Below are 17,151 nucleotides of genomic sequence, written 5' to 3'. Positions count from 1 at the left end.
GGCCGCGGGCGTTCCTGCCGTCCGGGCCCGCGCTCAGCCCGCTATCCGCCGGCGGGCCGGCACCCGGGCCGCCTCGCGCAGCTCGGTGTCCCGGCGCCGCCGCCGGGCCAGCACCACCCGGCGCTCGGCGGCCGTCAGCCCGCCCCAGACGCCGTACGGCTCCGGCTGGGCCAGCGCGTGCTCGCGGCACTCCAGCAGCACCGGGCAGCGGGCACAGACCTGCTTCGCCTGCTCCTCACGCGAGAGCCGGGCCGCCGTCGGCTCCTTGGAGGGCGCGAAGAACAGCCCCACCTCGTCCCGCCGGCAGGCCGCACCGGTGTGCCAGGGGTCGTCGTCGCCCTGCGGCTGCGGCGCGGGCCGGTGCTCCAGCACCCGGGCGGTCGCAACCGGCGACACGACGGGCGGGGTGGCGGGCGACGCGACTGGCGCGGTGGGGCGGGACTCGATCGGATGCAGCACGGCCGTACTCCTGACGAGGCTCTCGGACACGGGGAAGCTCGCACCCCTGCCCGGCTGCGAGCCCCCGCTCTCCACCCCCCGGGCCGGCCTCAGGCCGCCTCCGGTGCGCAGCCGTACAAGAAGCGATGTGCGAGAGGAACTACCCCGCCGCGCCACGATTCATGCACACTGCATGCAATCGACTACAGCCTGCACTCGCCGCAACGGCGAGTGCCCGGGCGGGAGTTGCTCCCACCCGGGCACTCGGGTCGCCGGCCGCGGCCGGCGGCGGGGCCGCTGACCAGGCCCTTCCGTCCCGCTCCGGCCGGCCTCGACGGCGGCCGGACACGGCTCAGTCGGCACCGAGTTGCTTGCGCACCCACTCCTTGAGCTTCTTGCCCTTGCGCGGCTTGGCCTCGCAACCGCCGAACACCGCCACACCCTTGACCCGGACCACCGGCGCGTAGGGGTCCGCCGCCGTCTGCTCCTTGACGTCGAAGCCGCCGAAGATCCCGACCCCGCTGCCGTGCAGGCTGACGTTCTCCGGCACCTTGATCTCGACCCCGCCGAAGACGGCCACCACCTCGATGACCACCTCGGGCGACTCGAAGACGGCGTCGGTCAGGTCGATCTCGACCCCGCCGAACGCCGCGACCGCCCGCAGGTGCGAGCCGACCCGCCAACGGCCCTTGCGGGACGCGCCGCCGAAGATCGCGACCATGGTCGGTGCCTCCTGCCGGGCCGGCAGCCGCACCGGCCCGTCCGGGCGCGGACCCTGCTCCGGGGCGCCCAGCGGGGGCTTCTCGAACGAGATCGCGCGGTGCACCGGGAGGTCCCTGGTCAGCGGCACCAGGTCGCCCAACGTCTTGGCGGCGTAGGCGGCTTCGATCCGCTCGGCGTGCTCCTCGACGTCCAGCCGGCCCTCGGCGTAGGCGTCCCGCAGGAGCTCGGCCACCCGTTCGCGGTCCGCGTCGGAGGCCCTCATCTCGGCCTCCGCCACCGGGGCGTGGTCGGCGCGAACCGGCGGCTTCGTCTCCGGCTTGGTCATCGGTACGGGCGGCTGGCCCTGGTCGTCCCTCGACGGCGAGTTGTCCACGGGGTCAAGACTAGCCACCGGGGCAAGCCCCGTACGCATGTCCGAGTGAGCCCGGTCACGCAGGCGGACCTGTCCGCGTACGGCGCTCCGGCGGGTCCTACCCTTGAGGGTGCTTCGCCGACGCAGCCGGAACACGGAACACTAAGGACCTCCCCCATGGCTCCCACGCCAGACTTCGAGTACAGCGACCTGCTCCCCCTGGGCGCCGACCCGACCCCGTACCGCAAGCTGACCTCCGAGGGTGTCTCCACCTTCGAGGCCGGCGGCCGCACCTTCCTCCAGGTCGAGCCCGAGGCCCTGCGGCTGCTCACCGCCGAGGCGATGCACGACATCTCGCACTACCTGCGCCCCGCCCACCTCGCCCAGCTGCGCCGCATCCTGGACGACCCGGAGGCCAGCCCCAACGACCGCTTCGTGGCGCTGGACCTGCTGAAGAACGTCAACATCTCGGCCGGCGGCATCCTGCCGATGTGCCAGGACACCGGCACCGCGATCGTCATGGGCAAGCGCGGCCAGAACGTGCTGACCGAGGGCGGCGACGAGACCGCCATCGCGCGCGGCGTCTACGACGCGTACACCAAGCTCAACCTGCGCTACTCCCAGATGGCCCCGGTGACCATGTGGGACGAGAAGAACACCGGCAACAACCTGCCGGCGCAGATCGAGCTGTACGCGACCGACGGCGACGCGTACAAGTTCCTCTTCATGGCCAAGGGCGGTGGCTCGGCCAACAAGTCGTACCTGTACCAGGAGACCAAGGCGATCCTGAACGAGGCGAGCATGCTCTCGTTCCTGGAGCAGAAGATCCGTTCGCTCGGCACCGCCGCCTGCCCGCCGTACCACCTGGCGATCGTGATCGGCGGCACCAGCGCGGAGTTCGCGCTCAAGACCGCCAAGTACGCCTCCGCGCACTACCTCGACCACCTGCCGACCGAGGGCAACGCGAAGACCGGGCACGGCTTCCGGGACCTGGAGCTGGAGGCCAAGGTCACCGAGCTGACCCAGAAGATCGGCATCGGCGCGCAGTTCGGCGGCAAGTACTTCTGCCACGACGTGCGCGTGGTCCGCCTGCCGCGCCACGGCGCCTCGCTGCCGGTCGCGATGGCCGTCTCCTGCTCGGCGGACCGTCAGGCGCTGGGCAAGATCACCGCCGAGGGCGTCTTCCTGGAGCAGCTGGAGACCGACCCGGCCAAGTACCTGCCGGACACCACGGACGACCACCTCGACGACGACGTGGTGCGCATCGACCTCGACCAGCCGATGTCCGCCATCCGCAGCGAGCTCTCCAAGTACCCCGTGAAGACCCGCCTCTCGCTGACCGGCACGCTGGTCGTGGCCCGCGACATCGCGCACGCCAAGATCAAGGAGCGCCTCGACGCCGGCGAGGGCATGCCCAAGTACCTCCAGGACCACCCGGTCTACTACGCAGGCCCGGCCAAGACCCCCGAGGGCTACGCCTCCGGCTCCTTCGGCCCGACCACGGCCGGCCGGATGGACTCCTACGTCGACCAGTTCCAGGCGGCCGGCGGCTCGATGGTCATGCTCGCCAAGGGCAACCGCAGCAAGCAGGTCACCGACGCGTGCGCCCAGCACGGCGGCTTCTACCTCGGCTCCATCGGCGGCCCGGCGGCGCGGCTCGCCCAGGACTGCATCAAGAAGGTCGAGGTCCTGGAGTACGCCGAGCTCGGCATGGAGGCCGTCTGGCGGATCGAGGTCGAGGACTTCCCGGCCTTCATCGTGGTCGACGACAAGGGCAACGACTTCTTCCGCGAGACCACCGAGGGCCCGCTGATCACCAACCTGCGCGTCCGCTCCAAGGAGTAGCCGCTCGCACCCCTCCGGCACCCCGGACCGCCCCGGCCGCGACCTCGCGACCGGGGCGGTCCGGCATCGCGGCCCGGGGCGTCCCCGGCGCGGAGGGCTCAGGGTGCGGAGGCTCGGCGTGCGGAGGGCTCAGGCGTCGAAGTCGTACTCCAGGACGTAGGAGGCCGCGTCGAGGGTCATCTCGTTCAGCTCGACCACCTGCCCCTCGTCCGCGAAGGCCGTGCGGCAGATCAGGATGACCGGCGTGCCGGCCGACAGCCCCAGGCGGGCGCTCTCCTCCGCGCCGGGCATCCGCGAGCGGACCTCCTCGCGGAAGTGGACCGGCTTCGCACCGATCTCCGCCAGCCGTGCGTAGGTGCCGCCGGGCCCGGTGTCCTCACGGGTGATCGCCGTCCCCGCGACCAGGCCGGCCGGCAGGTACGAGGTGGAGAGCAGCACCGGCTTGCCGTCCAGGACGAACCGCCGGTGCCGGACGCACATCGGTGCGCCCGGGTCGACGCCGAGCACCCGGGCCACGTGGTCCGGCGCCCCCTGCTCGGTGACCGACACCTGGTCGACGACCAGGTTGCGCCGGTCGATGTCCGCCGACCATATCGACCGGCCCGAGCCCCACTGCCCCTGGGCGAGCCGCTGGATCCCGCGCCGCCGCAGCGGCCGGAAGTCCCGGACGAAGACCCCGGCGCCCCGGCGCGCCTCGGCGATGCCCTCGCTCTGCAGCACGCCGAGCGCCTGGCGGGCGGTCATCCGGGCCACGCCGTACTCGTCCATGAGGTCGTTCTCGCCGGGCAGCCGGTCGCCGGCGCGGTACTCGCCGGCGTCGATGGCCGCCTTCAGGGTGTCGGCGATCCGCTGGTACTTGGGCTGTTTCTCGCCACTGCTGCCGACCATCGCCTTCTCCTCGTCCTCGCCCGGAAATCGTAGGCGCGCCCGCGGCCGTCGGTAAGCCGATAGGACCGGTCAGGGCCGTTGACATCTCTAGAGATATTAGCTTCTCTAGAGATGCTGGGTAGTACCAGAGCAAGGAGCACTGCGGTGAGCACCCGTAAGCGCGACGCCGCGGCCTACCGACCGCGAGTGGGTGAACTCGTCCTCGACAGCAGGACCGGACGCACCGGCATCTACATGGACACCATCGGCGGGGAGCACTACCTGCGTCCCGAGGCCGGCGGCCGCGAGTGGACGGCCCTCCCGGGCCGGGTCGGGCCGGCGCCGGACCACGCGCCGGGAACGGCCCCGGCCCCGGGTGCGGCTCCGGCCCTCGACGCGGCCACCGAGCCGGATCGAGCCCCGGGCCCGGGCCCGGCAGAGGATCGCGGCTTTCGCAGGGAATCGGATCACTCGCCCGAAAAGTCAGCACTTGTGGCAATCAAGCGGAAATCCGCCCAGGAAGCGCTGCGGGGGATCTTGCAGGGTTCATGGCGAATCCGGAATTCCGGTACGCCCGAAGCCCCCTCTCCGGGCGCGTAATCGATAGCCGGAAATGGCGAGTGCCCCGAGCCCCGCATCACGCGGAGCTCGGGGCACGGACCGGGCGCACCGTTACGGGTGGGCCGAGATGATGTTCTGCGGCTCGTAGACCTCGTCCGGCTCACCGACGACCGGAGCCGCCGGCTCGATCACGTGCTCGGACTCATCGCCGAACAGGTCGTCCTCAAGGTCCGCCTTCTGAGCGGCGGTCGGCTCGGCGTACTCGGTCGGGTTCGAGGACGCGGCCACCGCGCCCTCGACCGCCTTGCCCGCCGCCACAGCGGCTTCCTCGGCCGTCTTGGTCGGCTCGCGGGTCTCGCTCTGGTCGTTGGCCATGGGCGGCCGCCTTTCAGTCATCAAATGTCTTCAGCCCCACCGGCACGGCGCGGGCACGTCGCCAGTATCGTAGGGTTGATTAAATGTCCGATAAACATCGTGCGGCTTGCCGTGTTGTCCGGCAGAGTCGGCCCTCCGCCTAAGCTGAAGCCACCACACGGCGGACCGCCGAGCGCCCTTCGCGGAATCGACACCACAGGCCATCGGGGGACTTCATGGAGTTTCGGGAAACGCCGCCCGCACCGGCGCTGCGCTTCCAGGTACTCGGTCCTGTCCAGGCATGGCTCGACGGCAAGCCCCTCGCGCTCGGCTCGCCCCAGCAGCAGGCCGTCCTGACCACCCTCCTGCTGCACGCGGGACGCCCCGTCACCACCCAGGACCTCGTCGACGGCCTCTGGGGCGACCGGCCGCCGGCCCAGGCCGTCGCCGCCCTGCGCACCTACGTCTCCCGTCTGCGCTCCGTCATCGAGCCCAGGCGCGAGGTCCGCGCACCGGCCGAACTCCTGGTCTCGGTGGCCGACGGCTACGCCCTCCACGTCCCCCGCGACGCAGTCGACGTGACGGTCTTCGAGAAGCTCGCCGCCGAGGCCGCCACGGCCCGGGCGGCCGGGGAGGTGCAGGACGCGCACGAGCTGCTGCTGCAGGCGCTCGGCCTCTTCAGCGGGCGCCCGCTGACCGGCGTCCCCGGGCCGTACGCCGAGGTGCAGCGGCTCCGCCTGTCCGAGCGCCAGATCGCCGTCGCCGAGGAGCGGTGCACCGCCGCCCTCGACATCGGCCTGCACGCCGAGGTGGTCGGCGAGCTGAACTCGCTCACCGCCGAACACCCGCTGCGCGAGCGGCTGCGCGAACTGCTGATGCTCGCGCTGTACCGCTGCGGGCGCCAGGCCGAGGCCCTCGGCGTCTACACCGACACCCGGAAGCTGCTGATCGACGAGCTCGGCGTCGAGCCCGGCGCCGGCCTGTCGGCCATGCACGCGCGGATCCTCGCCGCGGACCCGTCGCTGGCCCTGCCCCTGGCGACCACGGCCGGCCCCGTTCGCGAGGAGGGCCCGGCCACACCGCCGCCGCCGGCCCAACTGCCGGCCGACGTCTCGGACTTCAGCGGACGGACCGGACTGGTCGCCGACCTCTCCTCCGTTCTGATGAACGCCACCGGGCAGGCGGTGGTGGTGACCTCCCTGGCCGGCATCGGTGGGGTGGGCAAGACCACCCTCGCCGTCCACGTCGCGCACCGGGTCCGGGCCGAGTTCCCGGACGGCCAGCTCTACGTCGACCTGCGCGGGGCGGGCGCGTCGCCCGCCGACCCCGCGACCGTGCTCGGTGACTTCCTGCACTCGCTCGGCGTGACGGAGAACCCCGACTCGCTGGAGCAGCGCGCCGCCCTCTACCGCTCGCTGCTCGCCAGTCGGCGGATGCTCATCCTGCTGGACAACGCCCGGGACGCCGAGCAGATCCGACCGCTCATCCCCGGGGTCTCCAGCTGCGCCGTGCTCGCCACCAGCCGGTCCCGGCTGGCCGGCATCCCCGGCGCGCAGCTCTTCGACGTCGAGGAGTTGACGCCGGCCGAGGCGCTGGCGCTCTTCTCCGCCATCGTCGGCGAGGACCGGGTCGCCGCCGAGCCCGAGGCGGCCATGGCGGTCGTCACCTCCTGCGGCTTCCTGCCCCTCGCGGTCCGGATCGCCGCCGCACGGCTGGCCAGCCGCCCGCGGTGGAGCGTCTCGGACCTGGCCCGTCGGTTAGCCGACCAGCGACGCCGGCTGGACGAACTCCAACTGGGCAACCTCGCGGTGGAGACCACCATCGGGCTCGGCTACGGGCAGCTCTCCGTGGCCGAGGCCCGGGCCTTTCGGCTGCTCGCCCTGATCGATGCCCCCGACGTTCCGCTGGCGGCGGCCGCCGCGCTGCTCGACGTCGACGAGGACACCGCCGAGGAGCTCGCCGAGGCCCTGGTCGAGGCGAACATGCTGGAGTGCTTCACGCCCGGCCGCTACCGGTACCACGATCTGCTCCGGCTCTACGCCCAGCGCCGGAACGAGCGGATCGGGGACGCCGAGACCCAGCAACTGGCGGTCCAGCGGCTGCTCAACCTGCTGGTGCCGACCGTCTACAGCGCGGCGCAGACCATCGAACCGGACGACTCGCTGCCGGAGCTGTTGGGCACGCTCACCTCGGCGGGACTGAGTCTGCACACGAGCCAGTCCGCGCGGGACTGGCTCCGCACCGAGGGCGCGCTGCTGCTCAGCGCGATCGAGGCCGCGCTGGAGGGGCCCAGCTCCCTGCAGCGCTCGGCCATCGACCTGCTGATCCTGCTGTACAGCCTCGGCCCCGACCCGACCCAGGGGCCGCGGGTCCGTCGGATCCTGGAGACCGCGGGTCGCAACGCCGAGGAGCGTCACGACGCGGCCGTGCTTGCCCGGGTGCACTTCGCCCTCGGCACCCTGCAGTCGGTCGCCAGCGACTTCCAGGGGGCGGAGCTCTCGCTGCGCAGGAGCCTCGACTTCCAGTCCCCAGACGACACCACGGTGTTCCGCTCGGCCACGGCCAACACCCTGGGCTGGATCCTCAGCGTCGGCAACCGCCCGGCCGAGGCACTGCCGTTCCTGGAACAGGCCCTCGCCATCAGCCGGGTGGTCGGCGTGCCGATCGGCGAGGCCCGGCTGATCAGCAACATCGCCCGCGTCCAGCAGCGGCTCGGCATGACGGAGACGGCCGTCCAGTCCGCCACCGACGCGGTGGCCGCGGCGCGCACGTCGAAGAACGGGCCCTGCCTCGCCGACACGCTGTACCAGCTCGGCGTGGTGCTCTCCTCGGGCGCCGCCGTGGCGCACCTGCGCGAGGCCCACGAGCTCTACCAGTCACAGCAGAACCCGCTCTGGCAGGGCTACACCCTGGCCCGGCTCTCCTCGTCGCTGCTCTCCGCCGGGCAGCACGCCGAGGCGGCCGAGTCCGCCGAGGAGTCGCTGGCCATCGGGCGGGAGCTGGACTCGGCCTACTGCCAGGGGCTGGCCAACGCCGCGCTCGGCGAGGCCCTGCTCGGACTAGCCCAGCCGGCGCGCGGGCTGGCGTGTCTGCAGGAGGCCCACGCCATCTTCACGCGGCTCGGTGTGCCGGAGGCCTCCCCCGTGGCGGACCTCATCTCCCGGCAGCACACCGAGCCCCTCTCTCCCCCTGCGCCGTAGGCCGCCGTCCCCCCGGTCGGCAGCCTCCCCCGTGCGTTCGGTGCTCCCGCAGCCCCCCGGCTGCGGGAGCACCCTCAACGCTTCCCCGGCGCTGGACTCCACTGTGCACCGGGCCGATTGACGTTCGATAAACGGCGGCTTGTCAGCTCGGTCCGGGACGAAAGCGCAGGTCGGCGCCGCCTTCCGGGCAGTCGGGCGGCGTGCGGACCGATGCCGCACCACCCCGCCCCGCACCGATGTGCTTCCGCAACCCGGGCCGGCGCACCCAACCGTCACGAGTTGGCTGGAAACGGACCCCATGGCGGAGTGATCACGCATATTCTCAGATGCCAGTACACATGAGTGCATCTTCCGGGCAGAGCATCCGGAAAGGGCAGCGCGGCGGCGCTCCCACGGTGCAGAGTGTCCCTGCACGGAGATTCCGTGCACTGTGTCAGCGTGCAGTCAGTGTGACGCGGGGAGCGTGACGTACCGCCACCGGCAGCGGGGCAGCACTGGGCGCCGGGCGGACGGCGGCCCGGCCTCGTCCGGCCGACCGGAGGCCCGGGTGGAAAGGTGCCTCTCAATCGTGACGACCGGACAGATATCGGACCCGTTCCCCCTCGACGAAGACGCGGACGGCGACGACGGTCCCCACGTGCTGCGACGGCGGGCCGAACGGGCCCTCCAGGCCGTCGCCTTCGACACCATCGGCGCCGGCTACGCCGAGGCCTTCCCGGTCAAGGACGGCCAGCTCGCCTGCGGGCGCCGGCTGCTGGACCGGCTCGAACCGGGCGACTCCGTCCTCGACGTCGGCTGCGGCACCGGCGACCCGACCGTCGGGCAGCTGACCGCCGCCGGGATGCGGGTGACCGGGATCGACCTCTCGGACGGCATGCTCACCCGGGCCCGGGCGGCGCGTCACCAGGGCCCGCACACCCCCGTCCTCCACCGCATCGACATGTACGACCTGGCCACCGAACGCGCCGACCGGGCGTGGAACGTCCCCGCCCTCGGCCCGCGCGGGAGAGGCACCTTCGCCGCCGTCACCGCCTTCTTCTCCCTGATGCTCCTCCCCCAGGACGAGATCCCAACCGTGCTCGGGCGGCTGCGCGAACTCCTGCGGCCCGGCGGGGTGCTGGCGCTCGGCACGGTCGAGGCCGACCTGGATCACGTTCCGCTCCCGTTCCTCGGACGCGAGCTTCGCATCAGCGGGTATCTGAGGGAGGATCTGGAACGGGTTCTGGTGGAGTCCGGGTTCGCCGTCGAGGAGCAGTCGGGGCACTCGTACGCTCCGGCCAGCACCTCGCTGCCGCCGGAGGAGCAACTGTTCCTGTGCTGTCGACGCGTCGGCTGAGCCCGGACCAACCCGGAAGACCACCAAGACCACACCACTCCCCAGGACAGGCAGCCGTGCGCGACCAGCTCAACCCCGAGGCCGGACAGCCGCCTGCCCTCCCGGACCAACGCCGCCCTCCGCACCCGCCGCCCCACCCGTCCGGTCCCGCCGCGCCGCTCCCCGCGCAGCCGGGCCCGGCCGAGGGCGCCCACGACCGGCTCGCCGAACGGCTCGCCTACCTCGACTCCGCCACCCGCCGGATCAACAGCGCCCTCGACCTGGCCGCGACGCTGCGCAACATCTGCCGGGTCCTGGTGCCCACCCTCGCCGACGCCGCCGTCGTCCACCTGCGCGACCCGCTGCCCAACGTCGAGCGCGAACCCGGCTTCCCGGACGAGCTGCGGATCCACCACAGCCTGGGCACCCGGCTCGGCCGCCGCGGCCGCTCCACCGCCGGGGGTGAGCAGCGCGGCTCCCGCCACGACGGCCGGTACGGCCCCCGCTACGGCGCCCGCTCCAGCGCCGACACCGGGCCGGCCACCCCGGTCACCCGGGGCGGCGCGCTGGCCCACACCCTGCTCAGCCGCCGGCCCGCCGAGCCGGCCGTCCTCGGGGCGGACGGCTGCGCCGAGGGGGACTCGCGCGCCACCGAGCGGTCCACCGAGCTGCTGCGCGAGCTGTACGGCGCCCGCGGGCTGGCCCGGCTCGGCGCCGGCAGCTCGGTGCTCGCGCTGCCGCTGCGCGGGCGCAAGGCCGTCCTCGGCCTGCTGGTGCTGATCCGCCGACCGCCCGGCAAGACCGGCCGGCCCGCCTTCGACGCCACCGACACCGCGACCGCCGCCCACCTCGCCACCCAGGCCGGGCTCGCCGTCGACACCGCCCTGCGCTACGCCCGCGAGTGGGAGATAGCGAACGAACTCCAGCGCAGCATGCTGCCGTTGCGCCTCCCGCAGCCGCACGGCGTCCGGCTCTCCCAGCGCTACCTGCCCGGCGAGCGCGGCGCCCAGGTCGGCGGCGACTGGTACGACGCGGTGCCGCTGCCCGGCAACCGGATCGCGCTGATCGTCGGGGACGTGATGGGCCACTCGCTCACCTCGGCCGCCATCATGGGCCAGCTCCGCACCAGTGCGCAGACCCTGGCCGCCCTCGACCTGCCGCCCCACGAAGTCCTCTACCACCTGGACGAACAGGCCCAGCGGCTCGGCCGGGAACAGCACCTGGCCACCTGCGTCTACGCGGTCTACGACCCGATCGCCAACCGGGTGGTGCTCGCCAACGCCGGCCACGTACCGCCCGTCCTGGTCCAGCCCGACGGCAGCGCCGAGCTGCTGGAGCTGGACGCGGGCGCGCCGATCGGCGTCGGCGGGGTCGACTTCAACTCCGTCGAGCTTCCGGCCCCGCCCGGCTCCGCCCTGCTGCTCTTCACCGACGGCCTGGTGGAGACCCGCAACCGCCCGATCAGCGACGGGCTGGAGCTGCTGCGCGCCCGGCTCGCGGGCGCACGGCTCCAGGCCCCCGAGCACCTCTGCCACGAGGCGCTGCGGATCCTGCCGCCCGGCGACCGGGGCGACGACATCGCGCTGCTGGCCGCCTGCTTCGACGGCATCCCGGCCGGGGACGTCGCGCACTGGTACCTCCAGCCGCGCAACGAGACACCGGGCAGGGCGCGCCGGCTGGCCGCGCACACGCTGCGCCGCTGGGGGCTGGAGGAGCTCACCGAGGCCACCGAGCTGATGGTCAGCGAGCTGGTCACCAACGCCGTCCAGCACGCCACCCGGCCGGTCACCCTGAGCCTGGTGCGCACCACCCGGCTGCGCTGCGAGGTCGGCGACGACAGCCCGCTGCTGCCCCGGCCGCGCCGCGCCGGTCCGGACGACGAACGCGGGCGCGGGCTGCAGATAGTGGCCCGGTGCGCGGAGCGCTGGGGCGCCACCCGGCTGGGCACCGGCAAGGTGGTCTGGTTCGAGCAGCGCCTCCCGTAACGGGCGCGAGCCCCGGCGGCCGTGCACCGCCGGGCCCGCGCCCGGGTGATCCCGCTCGTGCCCGACGGCGCCCGTCGGCGTCAGACCCGCTCCAGGACCTTCGCCGGCTCGGCCTCCGCGCCCTCCAGCCGCGCCATCAGCTGCTCGCCCTCCATGTCGACCCGCGGGACGACCTTCTCCAGGCTCTTCGGGAACCACCAGGCCGCGCTGCCGAACAGCGCCATCGCCGCCGGCACCAGCGCCATCCGCACCACGAAGGCGTCCACCAGTACGCCCACCGCCAGTGCGAAGCCGATCGGCTGGACGATCGGGTCGTGGCCGAAGACGAAGCTGCCGAAGACCGAGACCATGATCAGCGCAGCCGCGGTGACCACCCGCGCGCCGTTCTTCACCCCGGCGACCACCGCCTCCCGCGGCGCCATGCCGTGGACGTGGTGCTCCTTCATCCCGGAGACCAGGAACAGCTCGTAGTCCATCGCCAGCCCGAACAGCACCCCGATCAGCAGGATCGGCACGAAGCTCACCACCGGCCCCACCTTGGGCACGTCGACCAGGCCGTCCAGCCAGCCCCACTGGTAGACGGCGACCACGGCGCCGAGCGAGGCGGTGATGCTGAGCAGGAAACCGGCCACCGCCTTCAGCGGCACCAGGACGGAACGGAAGGCCAGCGCCAGCAGCACCAGCGCGATGCCCACGATCACCGCGACGAACGGCGGCAGCGCGTCGCCCAGCTTGGCCGAGACGTCGATGTTGGCGGCCGTGGTGCCGGTGACGTCGATCCGGGCGCCGGTGGCGGCCTTGAGGCCGTCCCGCTGGTCGCGGATCTCGTTGACCAGCGTCCTGGTGTCGGCGTGGTCCGGGCCGGTGTGCGGGATCACGGTGAGCAGGGCGGTGCGGCCGGGTGCGTCCACGGCCGGCGGCAGCAGCGTCTGCACGCCCTTGAGCGTGGACAGCCGCTGCGCCACGTCCTGTACCGCCTGCTCCGGCTGCGCCGCGCCGTCGGCGTCGACGACCACCACGAGCGGCGCGTTGAAGCCGGGGCCGAAACCCTCGCTGACCAGGTCGTACGCCTTGCGGGCGTCGGTCCCGGCGGCCTGCGAGCCGCCGCCGGGCAGGCCGAGGGTGAGACTGGCGGCCGGCACCGCGAGCGCACCCAGCGCGGCCAGGCCGGCCAGCAGCACGGCGACCGGCCGACGGACCACGAAGGTCGCCCAGCGCAGGCCCAGGGTGGTCCGGTCCGAGGTCCGCAGCGCGCGCCGCCAGACCGGCAGGCGGTCGATGGCGCGGCCGGCGAAACCGAGCAGCGCGGGCAGCAGGGTGATCGCGACGAGCACCGCCACCACGACGGCGCCGGAGGCCGCCAGGCCCATCACGGTCAGGAACGGCACCCCGGCGACGGAGAGCCCGGCCAGCGCGACCACCACGGTCAGGCCGGCGAAGACGACCGCGCTGCCGGCCGTCGCGTTGGCGCGGGCCGCGGCCTCCTCCGGCTCCAGGCCCTCGGCGAGGTGGCGGCGGTGGCGGGACAGGATGAACAGCGCGTAGTCGACGCCGACCGCCAGCCCGATCATCAGGGCCAGCACCGGCGCGGTGCTGATGACCTCGAACGAGCCGGAGAGGGCGAGCAGCCCGGCGAGCGCCACCCCGATGCCGACCAGGGCGGTCAGCAGCGGGAGGCCGGCGGCGACCAGCGAGCCCAGGGTGATCACCAGGACCACTCCGGCCACCACCAGGCCGACCGCCTCGCCGCCGTCGACCTGGGCCATCCGGTTGTAGGCGTCGCCGCCGTAGGCCACCGTCAGCCCGGCCGCGCCGGCCGGGTCGGCGGCCGCGCGCACGGCGTCGCGCTGCCCGTCGGTGATGTCGCCGAGCTTCCGGTCGAAGGAGACCAGGGCGATGGCGACCCGGCCGTCCGGGGAGACCGCCCCGGTGGCGTACGGGTCGGGGGCGCCCGCCACCCCGGGGACGGCGGCGATCCGGCCGACCGCCTCGGTGACGGCCTTGGCGGACTCCGGCGCGGTGATGCCGCCGGGCTGCGGAGCGGCGAAGACGACCTGCGCGGAGCCGTGGCCCTGCGCGGGGAAGGTGTCCTTGATCCGGTCCAGGGTGGCCTGCGCCTCGGTGCCCGGGACCTTGAACTCGTCGCTGGTCCTGCCGGCGAACGCCCCCGCGGCGCCGCCCACGGCGATCAGGACGGCGAGCCAGACCGCGAGCACGGCGCGCCTTCGGCGGAAGCAGAACCGGCCGAGTCGGTACAGGTACGTGGCCATGGAGAACCTTCGATCAGGTCGGTCGGGCAGGCGGGTGCCTGAACGGGTCGTGATCCACCGTACGCTCGACTTGTTCGCGTGACAAAGTCGGCCGACATGAGCTCATGACAAGTTCAGCCGACACGGTTGCCCGACCATGGCGATACGCTGATCCAATGGCCCATGTCCCCGCCTCCGAACGACGCCCCCAGCTGATCCAGGCCGCCATCGACCTGATGAGCCGCGAGGGTGTCGCCGCCGGCAGCACCCGGGCGATCGCGGCCGAGCTCGGGGTGGCCCAGGCGACGGTGCACTACACCTTCGGCACCAAGAAGGACCTCTACCGCGCCGTGGTCGAGCAGCTGACCGCCGAGTTCATCGGCCACGTCCGCGCGGCCGCGCCGGGCGCCGGCGCGTTCGGCGACCAGGTCCGCGCGATGGTCTACGCACTCTGGGACAGCGCGGTCGGGGAGGGCGGCAAGTGCGCCCTGATGTCCGAGTTCTCCGCACTGGCGATGCGCGACCCGGACCTGCAGGAGATCATGCGCGCGCTCCAGTACGAGATCGAGGAGACCGCGGCCGAGCTGCTGACCGCGCTCGCCGCCGCGCACGAGCAGCCGCTGGCGGCGCCCGCGGCCGACGTCGCCGTCCACTTCCTGGCCGGCTTCCACGGCCTGACCGACCGCTACCTGGTGCTCCGGGCGGCCGGCGAGGAGCCCGACCAGGGGTCGCGCCGGGCCCTGGACCTGCTGGTCGCCACCACCGTCGGGCTCTGCCTGGGCGCACCCGCCCGGCTGCCCTGAGCCCGGGTCCGGCCAGGGCTCAGCGACCCAGCGGCTCAGCGGCTCAGCGGCTCACGGCGCCAACGCTCGGCGGCCGACGACCCGTCAGCAGACGATCCGCACCGGCAGCTCGGCCAGCACCTCGCGCAGGCTCGCGGCGAACCGGTCGTACTCGGCGCTGCGGGCCGAGCCGGGGCGGGTGGCGAGCCCGATCCGGCGCCCCGGCGCGGGGGCGGCGAACCGGACGGCCGCCAGCCGGTCGGTGCGGCCCGCCTCGACGTCCAGCGCGGTGGCGGGCAACAGCGTGACGCCGAGCCCGCCGGCCACCAGCTGGACCAGGGTGGAGAGGCCGGCCGCCCGGGTGGTGGACCCATGGGGGTACCCCCGGCCGGAGGCCGGGGAAGGATCGGCGCCGACCTCGCGGCAGATGTCGAGGGCCTGGTCGCGCAGGCAGTGGCCCTCCTCCAGCAGCAGCACGTCCAGGTCGAGCAGCACGTCGCGCGGGGCGTCGATCCGGCCGGCCAGCGGGTGCCCGGGCGGCGTCACCAGGACGAAGTCCTCGTCGAACAGCGGGATGTCCCGGGTCGGCGCGCCGCCCCCGGCCGGCAGCGCCAGCAGCAGGACGTCCAGCCGGCCGGCGGCCAACCCGTCCAGCAGCGACGGCGTCCGCTCCTCGTGGACGTGCAGCTCCAGCTCCGGGTAGCGGTCGCGGACCAGCCGCAGCACGGTCGGCAGCAGGTACGGCGCCACGGTCGGGATGACCCCGAGGTGCAGCGGGCCGGTGAACGGGCGACGGGCCGCCTCGACCTCCTCGGTGAGCGCCTGCAGCGCGGCGAGCACCCGGTGCGCGTGCTCGACCACCCGCTCCCCCAGGGGGGTCACGATCACCTTCCGCGTCGTACGCTCGATCAGCTGCGCACCGAGCGCCTCCTCCAGCGCGGCGACCGCGCCCGACAGGGCCGGCTGGCTGGTTCCGGTCGCGGCCGCGGCCTCCCGGAAGTGCCGGTGCTCGGCCACCGCGGCGAAGGCGCGCAGCTGGGCGACGGTGGGCGTCCGGGTGCCGCGGGATGTGGCACTCGCCACAGCGCCGTCGGGTTTGCGGGCGTCCGCCTTGCGCCCCTTGGGGCCGGGCCGGGAAGTCGGGGTATTGATAGCTCTCTCCGATCAGACACATCGAGTGTAGCTATTTCCCTGATCAGTCCACGATGTGGAATGGTGGAGAGCGTTCCGCAATCCGGACAAACTCCCCTCATCTCACTTCAGGAGAAGCGAACGTGCTCACGATCGGTGACAAGTTCCCCGAGTTCGAACTCAACGCCTGCGTCGACCTGGACGCCGCGAACGCCTTCGCCGAGATCAACCACAAGTCCTACGAGGGCAAGTGGAAGATCGTCTTCTTCTGGCCGATGGACTTCACCTTCGTCTGCCCGACCGAGATCGCCGCGTTCGGCAAGCTGAACGAGGAGTTCGCCGACCGCGACGCCCAGATCCTCGGCGTCTCCGGCGACTCGGAGTTCGTGCACCACGCCTGGCGCAAGGACCACAAGGACCTGCGCGACCTGCCGTTCCCGATGCTGGCCGACGTCAAGCACGACCTGATGCGCGCCTGCGGCGTCGAGGCCGCCGACGGCACCGCCCAGCGCGCGGTGTTCATCGTCGACCCGAACAACGAGATCCAGTTCGTCATGGTGACCGCCGGCTCCGTCGGCCGTAACCCCAAGGAGGTCCTGCGCGTGCTGGACGCCCTGCAGACCGACGAGCTGTGCCCGTGCAACTGGAACAAGGGCGAGGACACCCTCGACGCCCAGGCCCTGCTGGCGGGCTGACCACCATGGCTCTCGACGACCTGAAGTCCGCGCTGCCGGACTACGCCAAGGACCTCAAGCTCAACCTGAGCGCGGTCATCGGCAACTCCGACCTCCCCGCCCAGCAGCTCTGGGGCACCGTGCTCTCCTGCGCGATGGCCACCCGCAGCGCCGAGGTGCTGCGCCAGCTGGAGCCCGAGGCCAAGGCCAACCTCTCCCCGGAGGCGTACAACGCCGCCAAGGGCGCGGCCGCGATCATGGGGATGAACAACGTCTACTACCGGACCACGCACCTGCTCTCCGACAAGGAGTACAGCAGCATGCGGGCCGGTCTGCGGATGAACATCATCGGCACCCCGGGCGTCGAGAAGGCCGACTTCGAGCTCTGGTGCTTCGCGGTCTCCGCCATCAACGGCTGCGGCCAGTGCCTCGACTCGCACGAGGGCGTGCTCCGCAAGGCCGGCGTCGAGCGCGAGGTCATCCAGGCCTCGGTGAAGATCGCCGCGATCCTCCAGGCCGTGGCCGGCGTCCTCGACGCCGAGGCGGCCCTGGCCACCGTCGACGCCTGACGCACACCGGGCGCACGACAGACGCACGAAGGCCCGCCGGACACCGTGTCCGGCGGGCCTTCGGCGCGTTCGCGCATCGGCGCCTTCGTGCGCCGGTGCGCCCGGG

Annotated in this window: 13 protein-coding genes and 1 pseudogene; 8 read left to right on the top strand and 6 right to left on the bottom strand. The window is 73.1% G+C overall.

The window, feature by feature from the left end; translation table 11 throughout:
• Positions 1-33 precede the first annotated feature (33 nt).
• Positions 34-439 (bottom strand): annotated as a pseudogene (locus tag RMN57_RS23750) (WhiB family transcriptional regulator); the annotation flags it as partial.
• 351 nt (positions 440-790) lie between these two features.
• The gene (locus RMN57_RS23745) at positions 791-1,534 is read right to left on the bottom strand and encodes a DUF1707 domain-containing protein (protein ID WP_380234695.1); all 744 of its coding nucleotides are present in this window, start codon (positions 1,532-1,534) and stop codon (positions 791-793) included.
• A gap of 156 nt (positions 1,535-1,690) precedes the next feature.
• Between RMN57_RS23745 and RMN57_RS23740 the strand changes: the two genes are divergently transcribed.
• Complete coding sequence (locus tag RMN57_RS23740) at positions 1,691-3,358, top strand: fumarate hydratase (protein WP_313765354.1); 1,668 nt, start codon at positions 1,691-1,693, stop codon at positions 3,356-3,358.
• Positions 3,359-3,487: 129 nt separating this feature from the next.
• Here RMN57_RS23740 and RMN57_RS23735 read toward each other — a convergent pair whose 3' ends face one another.
• Entirely contained in the window at positions 3,488-4,246 is a 759-nt protein-coding gene (locus tag RMN57_RS23735) for a GntR family transcriptional regulator (protein ID WP_313765353.1), read from the bottom strand.
• Between the two features lie 144 nt (positions 4,247-4,390).
• Here RMN57_RS23735 and RMN57_RS23730 point away from each other — a divergent pair, with 144 nt between their 5' ends.
• A complete protein-coding gene (locus RMN57_RS23730; RefSeq protein WP_313765352.1) occupies positions 4,391-4,825 on the top strand; it encodes a hypothetical protein in 435 nt (144 codons plus the stop codon).
• Positions 4,826-4,897: 72 nt separating this feature from the next.
• Here RMN57_RS23730 and RMN57_RS23725 read toward each other — a convergent pair whose 3' ends face one another.
• A complete protein-coding gene (locus RMN57_RS23725; protein ID WP_313765351.1) occupies positions 4,898-5,161 on the bottom strand; it encodes a hypothetical protein in 264 nt (87 codons plus the stop codon).
• Positions 5,162-5,376: 215 nt separating this feature from the next.
• Here RMN57_RS23725 and RMN57_RS23720 point away from each other — a divergent pair, with 215 nt between their 5' ends.
• The 3 genes from RMN57_RS23720 to RMN57_RS23710 all read left to right on the top strand — a co-directional run bounded on the left by RMN57_RS23720 (position 5,377) and on the right by RMN57_RS23710 (position 11,640).
• Positions 5,377-8,340: a BTAD domain-containing putative transcriptional regulator gene (locus tag RMN57_RS23720; protein WP_313765350.1), complete on the top strand. Its 2,964-nt coding sequence runs from the start codon at positions 5,377-5,379 to the stop codon at positions 8,338-8,340.
• A 568-nt stretch (positions 8,341-8,908) separates the two neighbouring features.
• Entirely contained in the window at positions 8,909-9,676 is a 768-nt protein-coding gene (locus tag RMN57_RS23715) for a methyltransferase domain-containing protein (protein WP_313765349.1), read from the top strand.
• A gap of 56 nt (positions 9,677-9,732) precedes the next feature.
• Entirely contained in the window at positions 9,733-11,640 is a 1,908-nt protein-coding gene (locus RMN57_RS23710) for a serine/threonine-protein phosphatase (RefSeq protein WP_313765348.1), read from the top strand.
• 80 nt (positions 11,641-11,720) lie between these two features.
• Here RMN57_RS23710 and RMN57_RS23705 read toward each other — a convergent pair whose 3' ends face one another.
• Positions 11,721-13,910: an MMPL family transporter gene (locus RMN57_RS23705; RefSeq protein ID WP_313765347.1), complete on the bottom strand. Its 2,190-nt coding sequence runs from the start codon at positions 13,908-13,910 to the stop codon at positions 11,721-11,723.
• A gap of 155 nt (positions 13,911-14,065) precedes the next feature.
• On the opposite strand from RMN57_RS23705, the gene RMN57_RS23700 reads away from it, so the two are divergent.
• Positions 14,066-14,692, top strand: coding sequence for a helix-turn-helix domain-containing protein (locus tag RMN57_RS23700; protein WP_313765346.1), 627 nt, complete (start codon positions 14,066-14,068; stop codon positions 14,690-14,692).
• An 84-nt stretch (positions 14,693-14,776) separates the two neighbouring features.
• On the opposite strand, the gene RMN57_RS23695 is transcribed toward RMN57_RS23700, so the two are convergent.
• Positions 14,777-15,754: a LysR substrate-binding domain-containing protein gene (locus RMN57_RS23695; RefSeq protein WP_313765345.1), complete on the bottom strand. Its 978-nt coding sequence runs from the start codon at positions 15,752-15,754 to the stop codon at positions 14,777-14,779.
• A gap of 191 nt (positions 15,755-15,945) precedes the next feature.
• Between RMN57_RS23695 and RMN57_RS23690 the strand changes: the two genes are divergently transcribed.
• The gene (locus RMN57_RS23690; RefSeq protein ID WP_313765344.1) at positions 15,946-16,497 is read left to right on the top strand and encodes a peroxiredoxin; all 552 of its coding nucleotides are present in this window, start codon (positions 15,946-15,948) and stop codon (positions 16,495-16,497) included.
• 5 nt (positions 16,498-16,502) lie between these two features.
• Complete coding sequence (locus RMN57_RS23685) at positions 16,503-17,045, top strand: alkyl hydroperoxide reductase (protein ID WP_313765343.1); 543 nt, start codon at positions 16,503-16,505, stop codon at positions 17,043-17,045.
• Positions 17,046-17,151: the final 106 nt, after the last annotated feature.

The organism is Kitasatospora sp. CM 4170, assembly GCF_032110285.1.
Classification (GTDB): domain Bacteria; phylum Actinomycetota; class Actinomycetes; order Streptomycetales; family Streptomycetaceae; genus Kitasatospora; species Kitasatospora aburaviensis.
Note: the sequence above shows the minus strand (reverse complement) of the source record. Positions and strands in the feature narration are given on the sequence as shown.